Annotated in this window: 16 protein-coding genes; 11 read left to right on the top strand and 5 right to left on the bottom strand. The window is 63.8% G+C overall.

Annotated elements, in window-relative coordinates:
* Positions 1-2 precede the first annotated feature (2 nt).
* The 4 genes from BM374_RS30985 (at position 3) to BM374_RS39580 (ending at position 5,537) form a co-directional block, all read left to right on the top strand.
* Positions 3-1,016 (top strand): L,D-transpeptidase family protein, encoded by a 1,014-nt coding sequence (locus tag BM374_RS30985; protein ID WP_244552759.1) that lies wholly within the window; start codon positions 3-5, stop codon positions 1,014-1,016.
* Positions 1,017-1,327: 311 nt separating this feature from the next.
* Positions 1,328-1,549, top strand: a complete 222-nt coding sequence (locus tag BM374_RS30980) for a hypothetical protein (RefSeq protein WP_092301534.1) — start codon at positions 1,328-1,330, stop codon at positions 1,547-1,549.
* A 639-nt stretch (positions 1,550-2,188) separates the two neighbouring features.
* Positions 2,189-5,026: an adenylate/guanylate cyclase domain-containing protein gene (locus BM374_RS30975; protein WP_244552758.1), complete on the top strand. Its 2,838-nt coding sequence runs from the start codon at positions 2,189-2,191 to the stop codon at positions 5,024-5,026.
* Between the two features lie 67 nt (positions 5,027-5,093).
* Positions 5,094-5,537, top strand: coding sequence for a hypothetical protein (locus tag BM374_RS39580; RefSeq protein WP_244552757.1), 444 nt, complete (start codon positions 5,094-5,096; stop codon positions 5,535-5,537).
* Between the two features lie 129 nt (positions 5,538-5,666).
* Here the strand turns inward: BM374_RS39580 and ftsH are convergent, their stop codons facing one another.
* Positions 5,667-7,514: an ATP-dependent zinc metalloprotease FtsH gene (gene ftsH / locus BM374_RS30970; protein WP_092301531.1), complete on the bottom strand. Its 1,848-nt coding sequence runs from the start codon at positions 7,512-7,514 to the stop codon at positions 5,667-5,669.
* A gap of 384 nt (positions 7,515-7,898) precedes the next feature.
* Positions 7,899-8,975: a methyl-accepting chemotaxis protein gene (locus tag BM374_RS30965; RefSeq protein WP_092301528.1), complete on the bottom strand. Its 1,077-nt coding sequence runs from the start codon at positions 8,973-8,975 to the stop codon at positions 7,899-7,901.
* A gap of 277 nt (positions 8,976-9,252) precedes the next feature.
* Here BM374_RS30965 and recJ point away from each other — a divergent pair, with 277 nt between their 5' ends.
* The 3 genes from recJ (at position 9,253) to BM374_RS30950 (ending at position 12,838) form a co-directional block, all read left to right on the top strand.
* On the top strand, positions 9,253-11,094 hold the full coding sequence (recJ, locus tag BM374_RS30960) for a single-stranded-DNA-specific exonuclease RecJ (RefSeq protein ID WP_092301525.1): 1,842 nt from the start codon (positions 9,253-9,255) through the stop codon (positions 11,092-11,094).
* A 43-nt stretch (positions 11,095-11,137) separates the two neighbouring features.
* On the top strand, positions 11,138-11,947 hold the full coding sequence (locus BM374_RS30955; RefSeq protein WP_177248658.1) for an SDR family NAD(P)-dependent oxidoreductase: 810 nt from the start codon (positions 11,138-11,140) through the stop codon (positions 11,945-11,947).
* 96 nt (positions 11,948-12,043) lie between these two features.
* The gene (locus BM374_RS30950; RefSeq protein WP_177248657.1) at positions 12,044-12,838 is read left to right on the top strand and encodes an aldolase; all 795 of its coding nucleotides are present in this window, start codon (positions 12,044-12,046) and stop codon (positions 12,836-12,838) included.
* Positions 12,839-12,844: 6 nt separating this feature from the next.
* Here the strand turns inward: BM374_RS30950 and BM374_RS30945 are convergent, their stop codons facing one another.
* Positions 12,845-14,074 (bottom strand): lytic murein transglycosylase, encoded by a 1,230-nt coding sequence (locus tag BM374_RS30945; protein WP_092301516.1) that lies wholly within the window; start codon positions 14,072-14,074, stop codon positions 12,845-12,847.
* A 125-nt stretch (positions 14,075-14,199) separates the two neighbouring features.
* Here BM374_RS30945 and BM374_RS30940 point away from each other — a divergent pair, with 125 nt between their 5' ends.
* Both BM374_RS30940 and BM374_RS30935 read left to right on the top strand, forming a co-directional pair.
* A complete protein-coding gene (locus BM374_RS30940; protein ID WP_092301514.1) occupies positions 14,200-14,454 on the top strand; it encodes a hypothetical protein in 255 nt (84 codons plus the stop codon).
* 60 nt (positions 14,455-14,514) lie between these two features.
* Positions 14,515-14,766 (top strand): hypothetical protein, encoded by a 252-nt coding sequence (locus tag BM374_RS30935; RefSeq protein ID WP_092301511.1) that lies wholly within the window; start codon positions 14,515-14,517, stop codon positions 14,764-14,766.
* Positions 14,767-14,785: 19 nt separating this feature from the next.
* Here the strand turns inward: BM374_RS30935 and BM374_RS30930 are convergent, their stop codons facing one another.
* Positions 14,786-15,316: a MarR family winged helix-turn-helix transcriptional regulator gene (locus tag BM374_RS30930; protein WP_092301508.1), complete on the bottom strand. Its 531-nt coding sequence runs from the start codon at positions 15,314-15,316 to the stop codon at positions 14,786-14,788.
* 54 nt (positions 15,317-15,370) lie between these two features.
* Here BM374_RS30930 and BM374_RS30925 point away from each other — a divergent pair, with 54 nt between their 5' ends.
* Complete coding sequence (locus tag BM374_RS30925; RefSeq protein ID WP_092301505.1) at positions 15,371-15,838, top strand: carboxymuconolactone decarboxylase family protein; 468 nt, start codon at positions 15,371-15,373, stop codon at positions 15,836-15,838.
* Between the two features lie 15 nt (positions 15,839-15,853).
* Positions 15,854-16,357 carry a cupin domain-containing protein gene (locus tag BM374_RS30920; protein ID WP_092301502.1) on the top strand — a complete coding sequence of 168 codons (504 nt, stop codon included), beginning with the start codon at positions 15,854-15,856 and terminating at the stop codon, positions 16,355-16,357.
* Positions 16,358-16,417: 60 nt separating this feature from the next.
* Here BM374_RS30920 and BM374_RS30915 read toward each other — a convergent pair whose 3' ends face one another.
* Complete coding sequence (locus tag BM374_RS30915; RefSeq protein ID WP_092301499.1) at positions 16,418-18,037, bottom strand: M23 family metallopeptidase; 1,620 nt, start codon at positions 18,035-18,037, stop codon at positions 16,418-16,420.
* Positions 18,038-18,054 lie beyond the last annotated feature (17 nt).

Below are 18,054 nucleotides of genomic sequence, written 5' to 3'. Positions count from 1 at the left end.
CCATGGCCGAGGCGAGGCCGCTGCCTGCGGCCGCAAAGATTGCATTTGTCGTCACGCTGCTCGCCTTGACGGCCACCCCAGGGCTCGCCGCCGGGATGGATCCGGCCGCCATCGCGTCTGCCCAGCCATCGAAGAAGACCCTTTCGAAGGACAAGCCGACCCCGGCGGGGGTGCACTTGCAGGTTCTGCTGGACCGGGCCCATTTCTCGCCGGGCGAGATCGACGGCAAGTTCGGCGAGAACGCCAGGAAAGCGCTGCGCGCTTTTGCGGAAGCGCGGCAATTGCCTGCTTCGGACGAGGTCACCGATGATCTCTGGAAAGCCCTTCAGACGGACGACCGGCCGCCGACGACCACCTACACCATCACCGACAAGGACATCGCAGGCCCGTTCCTGCGCAAGCTTCCGGCCAAGATGGAGGACATGAAGGACATTCCGAAGCTCGGTTACACCAGCCCGCGCGAGGAGTTGGCCGAGAAGTTTCACATGAGCGAGCAGCTGCTGACGGCCCTCAACCCGGGACGCCATTTCGACCGTGCCGGTGAGACCATCGTCGTCGTCGATACCAGCGACGGCGGCAGCGCTCCGCCCATCAAGGCCGACAGGGTCGAGATCGACAAGGCGAGGCAAACCGTCAAGCTGTTCGACAAGTCGAATGCGCTGATCGGTTTCTATCCGGCGAGCGTCGGCAGCGAGGAGAAGCCATCACCCTCAGGCACGCTGAAAGTCACCGAGATCGATCAAAACCCGACCTACCGCTATAATCCCGCCTATCATTTCAAGGGCGTTCATGCCCGAAAACCCTTCAAGATCATGCCCGGCCCGAACAACCCGGTCGGGACGGTGTGGATCAACCTCTCCGCCGACGGCTACGGCATCCACGGTACGCCGTCCCCGCAAAATATCTCCAAGGGCCAATCGCATGGCTGCGTGCGGCTGACGAATTGGGACGCTCAGCGCGTGGCCGCAAGTGTCTCGAAGGGCACGCCGGTCGTCTTCGTCGAGGGCACCAGTTGAGTCCCGGGCGAGAGTGCGTGCGACAGAGCTGTTCCTCGCAACAGATGCCGTGGAACGAGCGTAGGGCATTTGCGCGTCTGAGCGCGCGCCTCCCTTCGAGACGACTGCGCCGCAGTCTCCTCAGGATGAGGCTAAGCGGCCTCGGTGCCCGCTGAAACTGCTGCCGTGCACGCGATCGTCATCCTGACGGCCCGCCAAAGGCGGGCGTCTCGAAGGATGGCCGCAGGCGAGAAATCCTCATATGCGATTGTCCTGGAACGGAGCGGGACGGACGACGTTCTCTGCTCCGGCAGCTTGGGTGGGCGACATCAATGGACGACTATCGTGATCTCGTGACGACCGCTCTTGTGCTGCTCTGCGCCGGCATCATGCTGGTGGCGGGCCAGCTCTATGTCGAGCACTATGCGCCGGACTTCGGGCGCAAGGCGATCGAGACCCCGGCCCAGCCCGCAGCGCCGCCCATGGTCTCGCACGCTCCGCAGCAGAACATCAGCGAGCCCGCTCAGGCTCTCGCCGGAAGGCGACCGACGTGAAGCTGTAGCCTGGACGGGCTGCACCAACAGTATGGCCCCGTCGGTGTTTACGTTGCCCGGAATGCTCGCGCGCTATTTCCTAACGGTTGGTCAACAAAATCAGCTTCGCAGCGGTGGCCACCTCAACGCAAGCGTTGCGAATTCTCGATGTTATCGTCCGCTCCGCCGTTGTCCTTAGTCAGAAAAGCGCTTGGTCGATTTTGCTCCAGCCGCCGAGGATCAGCGATAGCTACTGACGGCGCTGGACAATCGGCCGTTCTGCCGGCTTGTGCTCGCGGCCCAGGTAATTTCTTCATGTTGACTCAGGCGAGCCAAATCAGCTCGGCGTTTGCCGCGATTGGCACATCAATCTCTCAGCTGCGTGTCTCCAAATAAGAGCATTCAGATTGCCGAGCGTTCTATTGCTCGGGGAAAACAGCCTCGTGTCGCGTCGGTTGAACCCAGCAGGGTTACGCGCGCGTTCGTAAGTTGCGCATTCCGACGAACTCGGCCGTGGATTCCGAGCGAAGCTGGCCGCCTGTACCGATCGAAGCCGGTCGGCGCTACGTGCTGACGTGATCGACCCAAAGCGGTCATTTCCGTAGACAGGCTGCCTCGCCCGGGGAATGATGGAGCGCCAGGCGAACCCGGAGCGCCGTCATGGATCTCGGAGGTTGGCTGCGGAGGCTGGGCCTCGAACAATATGAGGCGGCATTCCGCGAGAATGAGATCGACGATACGGTCCTGCCGAACCTGACGGCGGAGGACTTGAAAGACCTTGGTGTCGGACTCGTCGGGCATCGCCGTAAGTTGCTCGACGCCATCGCCGCCTTGCGTGCTGAAGCGGGCACACCTGCGCCCCTATCCGACGCTCGTTCGGCAACCTGCAAAACCGCCAAGGACACCGCCGAGCGCCGCCAGGTCACCGTGATGTTCTCGGACCTGGTCGGTTCGACGTCGCTTTCCGCTCGTATGGACCCGGAGGACCTGCGCGAGATCATTTCGGCGTATCAAACGTGCGTCGCCGATACGGTGCGCCGCTTCGGGGGCTTCGTTGCGAAGTATATGGGCGATGGCGTGTTGATCTATTTCGGCTATCCGCAGGCTCACGAGGACGACGCTGAGCGAGCCGTTCGCGCAGGATTGGAAGCGATTGGCGCGGTTGGTGCGCTCGAGTTTTCAGTTCCGATGCAAACCCGTATCGGTATCGCGACCGGCCTGGTCGTCGTCGGCGACTTGATCGGCACGGGATCGGCACTGGAGCAGGCGATCGTCGGCGAGACCCCAAATCTTGCTGCACGGCTTCAGGGCGTCGCCAAACCGAACGCCGTGATCATAGCTGAGAGCACGCGAAGACTGCTCGGGAACCTGTTCGATTTGGCGGACCTCGGATTGCAGGACCTCAAGGGCATCGATGCGCCAACGCGAGCCTGGGCAGTGCTGCAAGTGAGTTCGGTGGAAAGCCGTTTCGAGGCGCTCCACGGAAGCGGGTTGACCGAGCTGGTCGGACGGCAAGAAGAACTCGATTTGCTGTTACGGCGATGGCGGCGGGCGGCGAGCGGTGAAGGTCAGGTCGTGCTGCTTGCTGGCGAGCCGGGTATCGGCAAGTCGCGATTGATTGCGGCGCTCCAGGAGCGACTTCAAACCGAGCTGCACATCGGCCTTAGGTACTTTTGCTCACCGCAGCGCGTCGACAGTGCGTTCTATCCGATTGTTACGCAGCTGGAGCGCGCTGCCGGATTTCTACGCGAAGATACGCCCGAGGCGCAGCTTGACAAATTGGCGGCGCTGTTGGTGTCGGCCTCAACGCAGCAAGAGGATCAGGCGTTGCTGGCTGAGCTGCTGTCAATCCCGTTCAAAGGCCGTTTTCCACCTCTCCAGCTAACGCCAAGGGGCAAAAAGGAAAAAACTTTCGCGGCGCTGCTTCGGCAGCTCCACGGTTCAGCGCGGCAACGACCAGTGTTGATGCTCTTTGAGGACGTGCACTGGATCGATCCCAGTTCGCGCGAGCTGCTCGACCTTGTCGTCGAACGGGTCCAGCATCTACCGGTGTTGCTCGTCATTACATTCCGTCCCGAGTTCGAGCGGATCTGGGCCGCGCAGGCGCACGTCACAATGCTGTCTCTTAGCCGGCTCGACCGGCGCGAGGGCGCTGCCTTGGTTCAGCGGGTTATCGGCGAGGGGACGCTAGCGAGCGATGTCGTTTCAGAGATTGTCGAGCGCACGGATGGGGTGCCGCTATTCCTCGAGGAGCTGACAAAGGCGGTGCTGGAGGCAGATGATCGCGGCGCCAGAACCGCGCACTCGCGTGTTTCGAGGACGGCGCTTGCCATTCCGGCCACTCTGCAAGCCTCGCTGATGGCGCGCCTTGATCGGCTCGGTTCACCCGCCAAAGAGGTGGCGCAGGTGGGCGCGGCCATCGGTCGGGAGTTCTCCCACGAACTGCTACGGGCCGTAGCGCAGCGGAACTCAGCCGAGGTGGATGAAGCGTTGGACCAGCTGGTATCTGCCGAATTGATTTTCAGGCGCGCAATGCCAGCAGACGCGGAATACAGCTTTAAGCACGCCTTGGTGCAGGATGCGGCCTACGGCACGCTGCTGCGGGGAGCCCGTCACAAACTACATGCAGGTATTGCCAAAGCGCTCGAACGGCTCTTTCCCGAGCGTGCCAGCATCGAACCCGAGTTGCTGGCGTACCATTTCACAGAGGCCGGACAGGCAGAGACCGCCATTTCATATTGGTTGAAGGCCGGGCGCCGTGCGGCGGAGCGCTCCGCCGACGAGGAGGCCGTGCGTCATCTCAGACGGGGCCTGGAGATGTTAATGACGCTGCCGCATTCGATCCAGAAGGATCAGCAGGAACTCGAATTCCAGCTCGCCTTGGGCACGCCTTTGGCGGCTCAGCACGGGTATGGCAACCCACTCGTCGGAGCTGCACGCGATCGCGCCATTGCCTTGTGTGAGAAGTTAAGCGACACGGAGCACCTGTTGCCGAGCCTCTACGGGCAGTATGGCTATTGCATAGCGAGCGGCAGGATCCCGAAGGCACTTGAGTATTCGCGGCGCTGCCAATCACTGGCCGCGCACACCGGCGACCGCGTGGCGCGACTGATCGCGCACCGCGCCATGGGCGCATCGCTGCTTGAAATGGGCGAGTTCGAGGCCGCGAAAGCCCAGCTGGGGCAGATCCTTGCAATCGACAGGGTCGAAACGGACCAAGCTCTTTCGGTGCTTTACCTCGCGGATCCGCACGCGACAGGTCTTGCCTATCTGGCCCTGAGCCTGTGGGCCTTGGGATACCCCGACCAGGCAGTCGCAGCGCGCCAAAAGGCAATCAAACATGCCCTCGACGCAAACCACGCGAATACGAGCGGCATCGTTGGCATCTATGCTGGCGCACAGTTGTCCGTGTTGATCGGCAAGATGGCCGACGTCAAGAATTACGTTGAAAACCTGAACGCACAACTTGGATCGCGCGTGCCACTCCTGGGCTATTAGTTGTGGTCAAATACTGAGCGGTTGGGCGATCGGGTGTGAAGGGAAGCTAGAGGACGGCATTGCTCTGATGAAACAGGGAATACATGTCGCCGAACAGCAGGTTCGATTTCATTCGCCGCACTACCATTCACTCCTTGCGGTTCTGCAAGCACGCGCTGGAGATATGCAGGGCAGCCTGAGCGCGATCGGAAACGCCAACGACTTGATAGCCGAAACAGGCGAATATCTCTGGCAGGCCGACGTGCTCAGAATTGAAGGTGAACTCCGGTTGCTTTTCGGAGCATCCATGGAAGCGGAAGCAAGCCTTGTTCAAGCTCTCGAAATCGCCCGCAAGCAGCGGGCAAAATCGTTTGAGCTGCGCGTCGCTATGAGCATGGCGCGGCTCTGGCGCGATCGAGGCAAGCGGAATGAGGCGCGCGAGCTGCTCGCGCCGATCTACGGTTGGTTCACCGAAGGCTTCGATACCCGCGATTTGAAGGAAGCGAAGGCGCTGCTCGAGGAACTCACGTGAAAGGCGACGGCTTGCGAGTCTAATGATGCCCCATTGCGAAGATCGCGGTGCGGCCGGGAAGTCGGCACTTGAGACAAGACCGGAAATGCACGCGAGGAGCCAAAGTCGACCTCCGCGATGTCCATGGGTCTACACCGCCCGCAGGCCGTCCTTGGACATCTCCTTGGGCATCTCGCGGATCAGCGCGTCGATATCGCTCTGCTCCAGCGTCTCCTTCTCCAGCAGCTTCTTTGCGGCGCGGTCGAGGATGGATCGCCGCATCGTCAGGAGGCCCTGGGTTCGCTGGAACACATCGTCCACGATCACCCTGACCTCGCCATCGACCGCGGCTGCGGTCTCCTCGGCATATTCGCGCTCGCGGGTGGGGTAGGGCCGGTCGGCGCCGGCCAGGAAGTTACCGGGATCGCGTTCATAGGCGATGCTGCCGAGCCTCTCGGACATGCCGTAGCGCGTCACCATGCTGCGGGCGATGTCGGTGACGCGGCGCAGGTCGTCGGCTGCGCCCGTCGAGAGATGACCGAACACGATCAGTTCGGCGGCGCGGCCGCCGAGCAGGACCGCCATCTTGTTCTCCAGTTCCTCCTTGGTCATCAGGAAGCGATCCTCGATCGGCCGCTGAATGGTGTAACCGAGCGCGCCCACGCCGCGAGGGATGATCGAGACTTTGTGGACGGGATCGACCCCGGGCAGCGAGAGCGCGATCAGCGCGTGACCCATCTCGTGATAGGCCACGATCTCGCGTTCCCTGGGATTGAGCAGGCGGTTCCGCTTCTCGAGGCCAGCGACCATCCGTTCGACGGCGTTGTTGAAGTCGCTCATGCCGACGGCCTGTGCGCCCCGCCGGGTGGCCAGCAACGCCGCCTCGTTGACGAGGTTCGCGAGGTCGGCACCGGTGAATCCCGGCGTCAGCGCGGCGACCGCATCCGCATCGACATCGGCAGCGAGGCGCACCTTGGTCATGTGCACCTTCAGGATCTCGATTCGGCCCTTCTTGTCGGGGCGATCGACCAGCACCTGGCGATCGAAGCGGCCGGCGCGGAGCAGGGCGGGATCGAGGATTTCGGGACGATTGGTCGCGGCGAGGATGACGAGGCCGGAGCGCGAGTCGAAGCCGTCGAGCTCGACCAGCAGCTGGTTGAGCGTCTGCTCCTTCTCGTCATGGCCGCCCGCGAACGGACCGATGCCGCGCGCCCGGCCCAGCGCGTCCAGCTCGTCGATGAAGATGATGGCAGGCGCCTTCTCATGCGCCTGCTGGAAAAGATCGCGCACTCGCGCGGCACCGACGCCGACGAACATCTCCACGAACTCGGACCCCGAGATCGAGAAAAACGGCACCTTCGCTTCGCCCGCGACCGCCTTGGCCAGCAGGGTTTTGCCCGTGCCAGGCGGTCCCACCAGCAGGATGCCCTTTGGCATACGTCCGCCGAGCCGGCCATAGTCGCCGGGCGCTTTGAGAAAGTCGACCACTTCGCGAAGCTCGTCCTTGGCCTCGTCAACGCCCGCGACGTCGGCAAAGGTGACGCCGGTGTTGGATTCGACATAGACCTTGGCCTTGCTCTTGCCGATCTGCATCAAGCCGCCGCCGAGGCCGCCGGCGAAGCGGCGGCCGATGTACCACCACACGCCGAAGAACAGCAGCATCGGCATCAGCCAAGACAGCAGGTCGCGGAAAAACGTGCTTTCGATCTGGCCGGTGAAGCGCACGTTGTGCTTTTCGAGCTCCTGGGCGATGTCCTGATCGACGCGCGTCGTGATGAACTGCTTCTGGCCGCCCTTGAGCGGCTCCTTCAGCGTACCCTGCAAGGTGCGGTCGGAGATGCCCACGCTCTCGATCTTGTTGTCGCGCAGCAGTTGCTGGTACTCGCTGTAGGGGATCACCGCGATCTGGCTGGCGGTCGCGATCAGGTGCTGGATGACCAGCACGGCAAAAACGGCGGCGAGGGCGTAGACGATGTTGAAGCGGGTTTTCGTCGTCATGCGAGAGCTCGGGATGACGGGAGGAATCGGGCGGACCGCCATTGGAACGACCGGACGGTTCCGGAATAACCGGCTGGCGCAGGCTTGGTTTCAAGGCAGTGGCGAATGATCGTTCGCGGCCGAGGCACCGTCGGTGCAGGCTCTCTCGGCGGTGCAAGAGCGTGGCTCTTACAATGGTGCGATGATGCTAGTTTGCCAATGTTTTGCCCGACGTGTCAAACGCCCCGCCGGTGCGATCTTGTTGCATCGGGCTGTCGCAATCAGCCAGCCGTGCAGTGCTTTGTGCCGACGCGTTCAACGACGGCCATTCGAAAAAAGCTTGTCGCTGCAACGGCCCGGCTACTGTGCATGGGGTTGTTTTTGCAAAGCTCGGCCGGCGCCGGCTCACGCCCCGCAGACGATCACGCCGTACCAGCCGAGCCCGCGATACGTCTCGTAGCCCGGCGTTGCATGGAAGGCGATCATCGTGCCTGACCTGTCGTGATAGAAGCCGGAGCGCTGGCCGTTCAGTGACAGCGCGATGCGCTCGCTCAAAATGCCCTGGCCGTCGGAGGCGGCGATCACGCGGAAATTCGAGTCGACCAGCAGCACGCGGGCTTTGTCATTGTCGCCGACGCGCACGCCTTGCACGATCGCACGCGCCTGCGGCTCCCAATCAAAATGGATGGCGAGCACGCCGATCGGCACGCCGTGGGCCTGACCGCCGGCGCGGACGCTGGCGCAATAGGTCGCGACCTGCGCGTTGCCGAGCAGCGGCTGGTTCTCGACGTCGCCGGCGACATAGTCGTCGCCGGAACGCAAGCTCTTCGCCTCGCGAAACCACTTGGTGTGGGCGACGTTCTGGCCGACCACACGAAAACGATCCGCGCGGCCGTTGGCGATGACGTTGCCGTCGAGGTCGCAGAGCCAGAGGTCGAGATAGACGGTGTAGGCGCCGAGGATGACGCCGAGCCGCTGCGAGGCATAAGTGACCGCCGCCGGCGTCGGCGAGGCCGCGCAGTCGACCACGGCTGAGTCCGTCGCCCACCAGCGCACATCACAGGTGCGCTCATAGAGGTTGCGGTCGATCAGCTCGATCGCGTTCAGGTACAAGTCCATCATGCGCTCGCCGCGCGAACGCTGGCTCATGCGCTCGATCGACGCGACGAGGTCGCCGGTGCGCTTGGTCAGCTGCGTCTCGAGCTCGCGGGCAATGGTCTCGACCTGCTGGCCGACACCGCGCACCTCCTGCGCCACCACGGCGAATCCCGCGCCTTGTGCGCCGGCGCGCGAGCTCTCGATCAGCGCGTTCAGCGCCAGCATCTTCATCTGGTTGGTGATCTGCTGGATCGACCGGGTCTTGTCGACCGCAATCTGGTTGACCTCCGCGGTCAGGCGGTTGATCAGCGCGGAGACGTCGGAATCATCGTCCGCGGGTACGGTGGTAACAGGTTTGATTTTCAGACCCAGCGCAGCAGACATCGGGGCCTTCCCTTGGCAATGAGGTCTGATCTGCAATGAACTGGGAACAACGACTTACAGATCGAATATGAGTCATTTTCGGAGATTCCAGCTAACGCCCACTTAATTTGCTGTCCGCGCGACTGCTCAAATGGTAGTCAACCCGCTCAGCCTTTCAGCAATCCACCGCTTTGTGGGCCGCCGACATTGCAAATGGCCAGGGATTCCCGGTGAATCCCGCGATCGGATGCGGCCATGGCGCCGCTGCTTCTGCCCGGACCACGTGAATCCACGAATCATGACGCCACCCGCCATCGCCTTACCCGCCGAAATGCCCCAGGCCTTTCTGGGTGTGGCGCGCTCGCTCACCGACAAGCTCTGGCGCACCCGGCTGGATGCGCGCGGCGCCTCCACGGCGCTCGCCATCGTGCAACGCCACCAGCTGCCGGAACTGCTGGCGCGGGTGCTGGCCGGCCGCGGCGTCGATATCGACGCCGTGCCTGATTTCCTCGATCCGACGATCCGCAAGCTCATGCCCGATCCGTTCACGGTGACGGAGATGGAGGTCGCCGCGAAACGCATCGCCGATGCGGCCGCGAAGGGCGAGACCGTGGCGATCTTCGGCGATTACGACGTCGACGGTGCGACGTCGGCGGCGCTGCTCGCCTGGCACCTGCGTCATTGCGGGCTCGATCCGCTGATCCACATTCCCGACCGCATTTTCGAGGGCTATGGGCCGAACGTCGAAGCCGTGCGCGGGCTGGCGGCCAAGGGTGCCACGCTGCTCGTCACCGTCGATTGCGGCACCACCAGCATCGAGCCGCTGGCAGAGGCGAAGCGTCTCGGCATGTCCGTGGTCGTGATCGACCATCACCAGGCCGGCGCCGAGTTGCCCGAGGTGGATGCTTTGGTCAATCCGAACCGGCTCGACGATCTCTCCGGCCTCGGCCATCTCGCCGCTGTCGGCCTCGTGCTGGTCACGCTGGTCGCGGTCAACAGAGAGCTGCGCCAGCGCGGCTTCTGGACCGCGGAGATGCCCGAGCCCGATTTGCTCGGCATGCTGCATCATGTCGCGCTTGGCACCGTCGCGGATGTGGCGCCTCTGATCGGCCTGAACCGCGCTTTCGTCGCCAAGGGTCTGATCGCGATGCGGCGGCGCGACCATGTCGGTCACACCGCGCTGATGGACGTGGCGCGATTGAACGGACCGCCGGAAGCCTGGCACCTCGGCTTCATGCTGGGGCCGCGCGTCAACGCCGGCGGCCGCATCGGCCGGGCCGATCTCGGCGTGCGGCTCTTGCTGGAAGGCGACAGCGTCGAGGCTGCCCGGATCGCCGCCGAGCTCGACCGCCTCAACAGCGAGCGCCGCGTGATCGAGCAGGCGGCCGAAGCGCAGGCCGAGGCCGAGGCGCTCGCCGCGATCGGGCTGGAGGACAAGCTCGGCGTCATCGTCACCGCGTCCGAAGGCTGGCATCCCGGCGTGGTCGGCCTCGTCGCCTCGCGGCTGAAAGAGAAGTTCTCGCGACCGGCTTTTGCGATTGCTCTGGAGCCCGGCGGCATCGGCACCGGATCGGGCCGCTCCATTGCCGGCGTCGATCTCGGCAAGACGGTTCGGCAAGCAGTCGCCGATGGCATTCTTCTCAAGGGCGGCGGCCACGCGATGGCCGCAGGCGTGACGCTGCGGAAAGAGAAGCTCGCCGAATTCCGTGCCTATCTCGAGAACGCGCTTGCGCAGGATGTCGCCGAGGCGCGCCATGTCAACGAGCTCTATATCGATGGCGCAGTCTCGGCGCGGGCGGTGACGCCCGAGCTTGCGGCCACGCTCAATCGCGCAGGCCCCTTCGGCAGCGGCAATCCGGAGCCCGTGCTGGCGCTGCCGGCGCATCAGCTGGTTTTTGCCGACGAGGTCGGGCAGGCGCATCTGCGCCTCCGTTTCAAGTCGGGCGACGGCGCCATCGTCAATGGCATTGCATTCCGTTCGGTCGGGCAAAAGCTCGGCAATGCTTTGCTCGCCAATCGCGGCCAGCAACTGCATGTCGCGGGATCCTTGTCGGTCGATCGCTACCAGGGTGCCGAGCGCGTGCAGTTTCGCGTCGCCGACGTCGCGCTACCGGACCAAGGGCCATCCGTGATCAGATGACGACCTCGAACGGCCGAAACAACAAAGAAGAAAGGGAGTGAACATGGCAGGGCAGGTTGAGGGCAAAATCGCGCTGGTAACAGGCGGCGCCTCTGGTATCGGCGAGGCGATCGTCGAGCTGTTCGCGCGCGAAGGTGCGACTGTCGTCATCACCGACATCGACGAGCTGCGCGGGCCCGAACTCGCCGTGCGCGTGACAAAGGCCGGCGGCAAGGCGATCTTCCTGGAGCAGGACGTTACCAGCGAGGAGCGGTGGATCGAGATCGTTGCCGAGATCGCAAAGCGCTACGGCCGGCTCGACATCATGGTCTCCAATGCCGGTGTTGGCATTGCCGTACCGTCGATCGTCGATATGACGCTGAGCGATTGGCGCAAGCAGAACGCGATCAATCTCGATGGCGTATTTCTGTCAGTCAAGCATTGCCTGCCCTTGATGCGCAAGCATGGCGGCGGCTCGATCGTCATGATGTCCTCGCTCGCGGGTCTGCGCGGCGCGCCGGGGTTGTCGGCTTATTCGGCCACCAAGGGTGGCGTGCGATTGTTCGCCAAATCGATCGCGATGGAGTGCGCGGCTGCCGGCGACGGCATCCGTGTCAATTCGGTCCATCCCGGCATCATTGACACGCCGATCTGGGGCAAGATCCCGACGGGCGCCACCGGCGCAGGTCAGAACGCTCCGATCGATCCCGAGGAGAGGGCCAAGATTGCGACCCCACTCGGCCGCGCCGGGCAGGCGGCGGAGATAGCCTCCGGCGTGCTGTATCTCGCCTCCGATGCCTCTCGCTACGTGACCGGCAGCGAGCTTGTCATCGATGGCGGCATGAATGCCGGCGGCGTGCCGCGGCGCGCGTGAGCTGCGCAAGGCAGGGTGGCAGCCGCGGGGGCTGACGCGCGGGCGCGGCCCCTGTACAACGTCGGTGACCTCCGACCGACAAAGGTGTCCTTCGCCATGGCGCACAGTCTTCACTCGTCTTCATCAGCCGCGCCATTCCGCTCGAACCGGCCGGACCTCGCCACGGAAGCGATCCGCACCGCGCGCGAGGACCTGGCCGCCTGTTTCCGCATGGCCGCGCGCAACGGATTTGAGGAGGGCATCTGCAATCACTTCTCGGCGGTGGTGCCAGGTCATGACGATCTGTTTCTCGTCAACCCTTACGGCTATGCCTTCCGCGAGTTGACGGCGTCAAAGCTCCTGATCTGCGACTTCCATGGCAACGTGCTCGACGGTGAGGGCGTGCCCGAAGCAACTGCCTTTTACATCCATGCCGAGATGCACAAGCGCCTGCCGCGCGCGAAAGTCGCCTTCCACACCCACATGCCCTACGCCACCGCATTGTCGATGACCGAGGGCGATCCCTTGATCTGGGCTGGCCAGACCGCGCTGAAATTCTACGGCCGCACTGCCGTCGACCGCGACTACAATGGCCTCGCGCTCGACGTCAGCGAAGGCGCGCGCATCGCCTCCGCCGTGGGCGAGGCCGACATCGTCTTCATGAAGCACCACGGCGTGATGGTGCTGGCGCCGACGATCGCGGAAGCCTGGGACGATCTCTACTATCTCGAACGCGCCGCAGAGGTGCAGGTGCTGGCGATGTCGACGGGACGGAAAGTGCTCCCGGTCGATCCCGCCATCGCCGCCGCAACCTACAAGCAGATGCGCGAAGGCGATTCCGAATCCGCGCGGCTGCATCTCGCCGCGATCCGCCGTCAGCTCGATGCGGAGGAGCCGCAGTACCGGCACTGAAGCTGCTTAAGATCCCTGTCGCAGCTTCGCGAGCACCTTCAGCCCGCCATAACCATCTGCCGGCGTGATACCGGCCCGCAGCTGAAAATCCTTGATCGCCTTCATGGTGTCGTTACCGACCCGGCCGTCGGTGCCGCCGGTGTCAAAACCGGCCTTGGTCAGCCGCGTCTGCATCTCCTGGACTTCGGCCAGCGTCAGCACGCGCTCGGAGCCGGGGAACGGCTGGATGAAAGGCGGCGCGCCGAGGCAGCGATCGCCCAGATGGCAGATCGCCAGCGCATAGTTCATCGAGGGATTGTAGCTCTTCACTGCGTAGAAATTCGGCCCCAGCAGGAAGGTCGGTCCGCCCGGGACCGGCGTCCACATCTGCGCCGATGCGTTCGGCTGCGGAAAGGCCTGGCCGTCGGCGCGGGTGATGCCGGCCGCCTGCCATGCCGCATAGGTGCGGCTGCCGCTCATCTCGCCCGGCGCGCGCACCTCATAGCCCCAATGCTCTCCGCGGTGCCATTTGCCGCGATTGACGAGATATTTTGCGGTCGATCCCAGCGCGTCGTCGGGCTTGCCGAACGGCGAGACCTTGCCGTCGCCGTCGTAGTCGATGCCGACATTGAGCCAGACCTCCGGCATCCATTGCGAATGTCCCATCGCGCCGGCCCATGAGCCGCGCATCTCCTCGGGCGTGCTCCAGCCCTTGTCGACGATGCGCAGCGCATTGATCAGCTCGGCCTCCCAATAGGCCTTGCGGCGCGGTTCGTTCCAGGCGAGCGCGGCCAGCGAAGGAAACACGGGCGTCATGTGGTTCTGCTGCACCAGCGGATCGCCGTAAGCCGACTCCACGCCCCATAGCGCGAGCAGCGTGCCGCGCTCGACGCCGAAATCGCGCTCGATCCGCGTGAACAGCGCCTCGTTGTTCTTCAGCGCGATCTTGCCGTTGACAATGCGCCAGTCCGAAACGCGGCGGTTGATGTATTGCCAGACCTGCTCGTGGAATTCGGGCTGATTGCGCATCTGCTTGAACACGCTCATATCGGGCTCGACGCGCGCCATCGCGCGTTGCCAGGTCGCGGTCGAAATGCCCTTGGCCATTGCGCGTGCGCGAAAACCCTCACGCCATTCGTCGAAGCCGGGAGGCGAGGCGAGGACGCGTGTCGGAAAAGTCAGCAGCGCGGCTGCACCGAGGGCGGATTGGAGCAGGGCGCGGCGGGTGCGAGGGGTCGAGGAATCAACGTGTCTCATGGAGCCAGTCTAGCGGGAAACAGCGCGCTTGGGAGCCGGTTCCTGGAACGTGAGGAACAGCTGTTCCTCCGGAACAAACTGTCGCACTGCTGCATTCCCTCCGCACGAGACTGGAGGAGAATGAGATGAGGAAATATCTGTTTGCCGCTGCTATGATCACAGCTATCGCGGCGCCGGCGTTTGCCGATGAAGTTGGTGTTCACGCCGGTCCGGTCGGTGCCGGCGTCACGGTCGGAGAGTCCCACGAATATCGTGACCGCGATCGTGACCGGACCACCGTCATTAAGGAGCGCCAGCCCGCCGACCGCACCACTGTGATCAAGAAGGAAGATGAGTTCGGCAACCGCAGCAAGACCGTGATTCATCACGACAACGATTGACGGAGCTGGGCCCCGGCCGAACGCCGGGGCCCGCCTTGTTCAACGCGACTTCGGGGTTGAATGAAGATACGCGCGCATGCGGAAAGTCACGTCGTCGAGCTCGACGACGGATCGTGCTGGCAGATTTTTCCGGGCGATCTTGCGGCCACGCTGAGCTGGAAACCTGAAACCGATCTGTATCTGGAGCCGAGTGGCGACCGGGTGAGTTCGCATGTGCTGATCAACGATACGGACCACAGCCGCGTTCGCGTGATCGCCGCCGGCAAAGGCTGGCCCGACGGTGAAGTCAAGAAAGTCTTGAAGGGCGAGTAGGGAGGCGATCAGGCTCGCCTTAGTCCTCCTGTAACTCCGTCGCAACGTTGGCAAGCCAGCGGCGAATATTTGCCTCCGCCTTGGCATCGAGGCCGCTGGCCAGACGCTTCTCCAATTCGATCACGCGTTCCCGACACGCCTTCAGCAACGTCGCGCCACGCGATGTCAGCGTCCATTGCTGGATACGACCGTGGACGGGATGAGGTGTCATCACGATTGAACCGTCTCGCGCAAGATTGCGGATGATCACCCCGACCGTCTGCGGGGTCAGGAAGGTGAGACGGGCGACGTCGGCACCCGATAGTCCAGGATAAGCATTCAGCATGGTCAGCACGGCAAATTGCGGCGAGGTCACGCCGAGATCGGCCAGCGTGCGCTCCATCTTTAGGCGCACCGCGGCGTGGGCCTGGCGCAGGAGATAACCGAGATAGCCCTGCTCGCCGCGCTTGCCTTCGCCGGGGGCGGGCAGGTGCACCGGGCTATCCTTGGCGGGGCCGGGCGTTTTCCGTCCCGGTTGCGATCTTGTGATGCTGGCAGGCTTGCGTAACATATAAGAGCTCTTATAAGGTATAAGTATACGTACAATAACACGAGGTGAACGGCCATGTCACACGCCCGCAGCGAATACGAGGATTTCAAGAGGATCGCGCCGGATGCATATGATCTGGTGCTGGCGCTGGGACAGGTCGCAGCCAAGGCTGGTCTCGACAAGCAGCTTCTCGAGCTTGTGAAGCTGCGTGCCTCGCAGATCAATGGCTGCGCGTTTTGCGTGCAGCATCACGTGCTCCTCTCGGAGCGGCTCGGGGTCCCCATCGACAAGCTTCATCTTGTGGCTGTCTGGCGCGAGGCGCCGATCTACTCGGCGCGGGAGCGCGCGGCGCTGGCTTGGGCCGAGGCTTTGACCCTGCTTCCTGACGGCTTCGGCGACGAGGTGTATGCGGAGGTGCAGCGCGAGTTCTCCGAGACCGAGCTGATGTACCTGACATCCGCAATCGCCTCCATCAACGTTTGGAACCGGTTTGGCGCCGCCTTCCAATGGACGCCGACGAAGCGACCGGCCGCGGCGTCCTGAGCAAGGGAGGTTGTCATGACTGCCATGAATTTGGCTACGCCGCTGCGCCCCATGCCGTTGCGCTCTGTGGCGCTTGCTGTTGTTGGCGGGCTGGCCTTCGCGCTCGCGATCGGCAAGGCGCTGCCCGTGACGATGGACACCGTCACGGGCGCACTCGCGCCACTGTGCGCCACGGCCGCGGAAAGCTCGCCGCTCGACAAGGTCGAGCCGATCGCTTCCTATCCGCTGCCCAATGTGCCGGGAAAGCGTGTCACCGTCGTGCGCGTGTTCTATGGCCCAGGCGGGTTTTCGCGGCCGCACCGGCATGCCGGCTCGGTGACTGCTTACATCACAAAAGGCGAGATCCGCTCCCAGCTCGGCGGCGGCCCCGTCGAGACGTTTGGTGTCGGCCAGTCTTTTTTCGAGCCGCCTGGCGCCACGCATCTGATCTCGGCCAATGCCAGCACCACGGAGCCTGCCGAACTGATTGCCGTGTTCGTGGCCGATGAGGGCGCGCAGCTGACGACCTATCTGGAATAGTCGACATCGGTGTCCCGGATGTTGCGTAGCTCATCCGGGCTTACCATCGCATTGTCCGCCTCAATTCTCTTCGCCGCTCGATCCCTCGCGCAGATCCGGCTTGACCACATCCTCGGGCAGCGCATGGGCGACCGGCTGCGGGGTGCTTGCGACCTCCGGGCCGATCTCGCGACCGCGGGCGCGGATCAGACGCTCGTAAGCCGAGACCAGCGTGGTGTAGGGACTGACCCAGATCCAGCCGTCTCGGGTGAACACCTGGACGTCGAAATGCAGATGCATCGAAGTGCCGGCGGGATGATCGAGGTAGTTCGAGACCACGCCGATCTTTTCGCCTTCGGTGACGTTGCGGCCATTGAGCACGCCGTCGGCGTTCAACGCATGCGGGTTCATGTGCATATAGCGAAAGCGGATGTGCTCGGTCCGGCTGTTGACCTCGAGCGTCACTGCCTGATCGCTGGGCGTGCGGATCACGACAGCGTCGCGTACCGCAACGACTCCGCGCTGCTTGGGATCGCAGGGTTCGTGACTATCACCGGGGCACTCCGCGGCCCGGATGTCCTCGCCCTGGTGGCCATAGCCGCCGGCGCACTGCCACACCTCGAAGCTGCGCGACTCGCAGAAATTGTCACGCCAGGGATAGGCGGTCGGCCCGTCGACCTTGTCGCGCTTGGCGTAGGATTGCGAATGTACGAAGGCCGGCGCCTTCTCGAGCGGAAAGCGGACCTGCGCGTAGGCCATCACGTCGGGGTGGCCGCCCTGTTTGCGATAGCCGGTATTGGGGATGATGTCGCCGCTCGGCCGGTAGCTGAAATCCGTCGACCGGTCGGCGGGACGATCGATCAATTCGGAGGCAACGTCCATGAGCGGCCGCATGCGCTGGCCGCCAGTGACGTGCAGCGCCTTCAGGAAACGCTCGGCAACAGGGTAGGCCTCCTTGCAGGCAAGTCGCCGCGGCTTTGCGACGCTGTCCAGGCATTGGATCGACACCACATAAGCGGCGCCGAACCGCGTGAAGGCATAGCGCAGATAACCCTCACGGATGAACCTGCGCAGATCCGGATAGATGGTCGCAAGCGGCTTGACCGGCTCACCCTTGCCGCCGCTGGGATCGGCGATGTCGTAGACCAGTGCCGATCCCGTGATCTGAACCTCGACTGGTTTTGCGAAGATGCGTGTCGGCATGCCGTCGCCGGCGCCAGGCTCGAGTGAAAACGTGGCGCTGTAGCCGGCAGGGCCGGCGTCGAACAGGTCGACGGGATTGAAATCGGCCTGGTAGCGCGACAGGGCGAGCGTCGTGCCCGCAGCGCTACTGCGTTGCGCCTCGAGATAGGCGGCGGCATCGAACGGCAAGAGCACGGGAACCGAGCTGCGGGTAATGCCGGTGAAAAATCGCGAGGAAACCGCGTTGAGCTGCACGAGTGCCGGCACTGCGCGGGGATCGAAGCGCGCCACCGAACGACGCGGCACGAAGGTGAAATCCGCTGCGACCTGGGGGCGGCTATTGATCTCGGTGCGGAGCTGGTCGAGCGCTGCTCGCCAATCGACGCGCAGAGCCGTGAGCGACGGGCTGCGGATTTCGTCCGCAGCCAGCGGAGTGATGACCAACAGCGACAGCGACGCCAGGAGCAGCGAGACGAAGCGGAACCTGTTCCCAACCACTGTCTCGCCCCCCGGCGGCACCTGCTTTGATTCCTAGG

Origin of the sequence: Bradyrhizobium sp. Ghvi (genome assembly GCF_900115265.1) — a bacterium.
GTDB lineage: Bacteria > Pseudomonadota > Alphaproteobacteria > Rhizobiales > Xanthobacteraceae > Bradyrhizobium.
The sequence above is the reverse complement of the archived record's forward strand: the minus strand, read 5'-3'. Positions and strand labels throughout refer to the sequence as shown.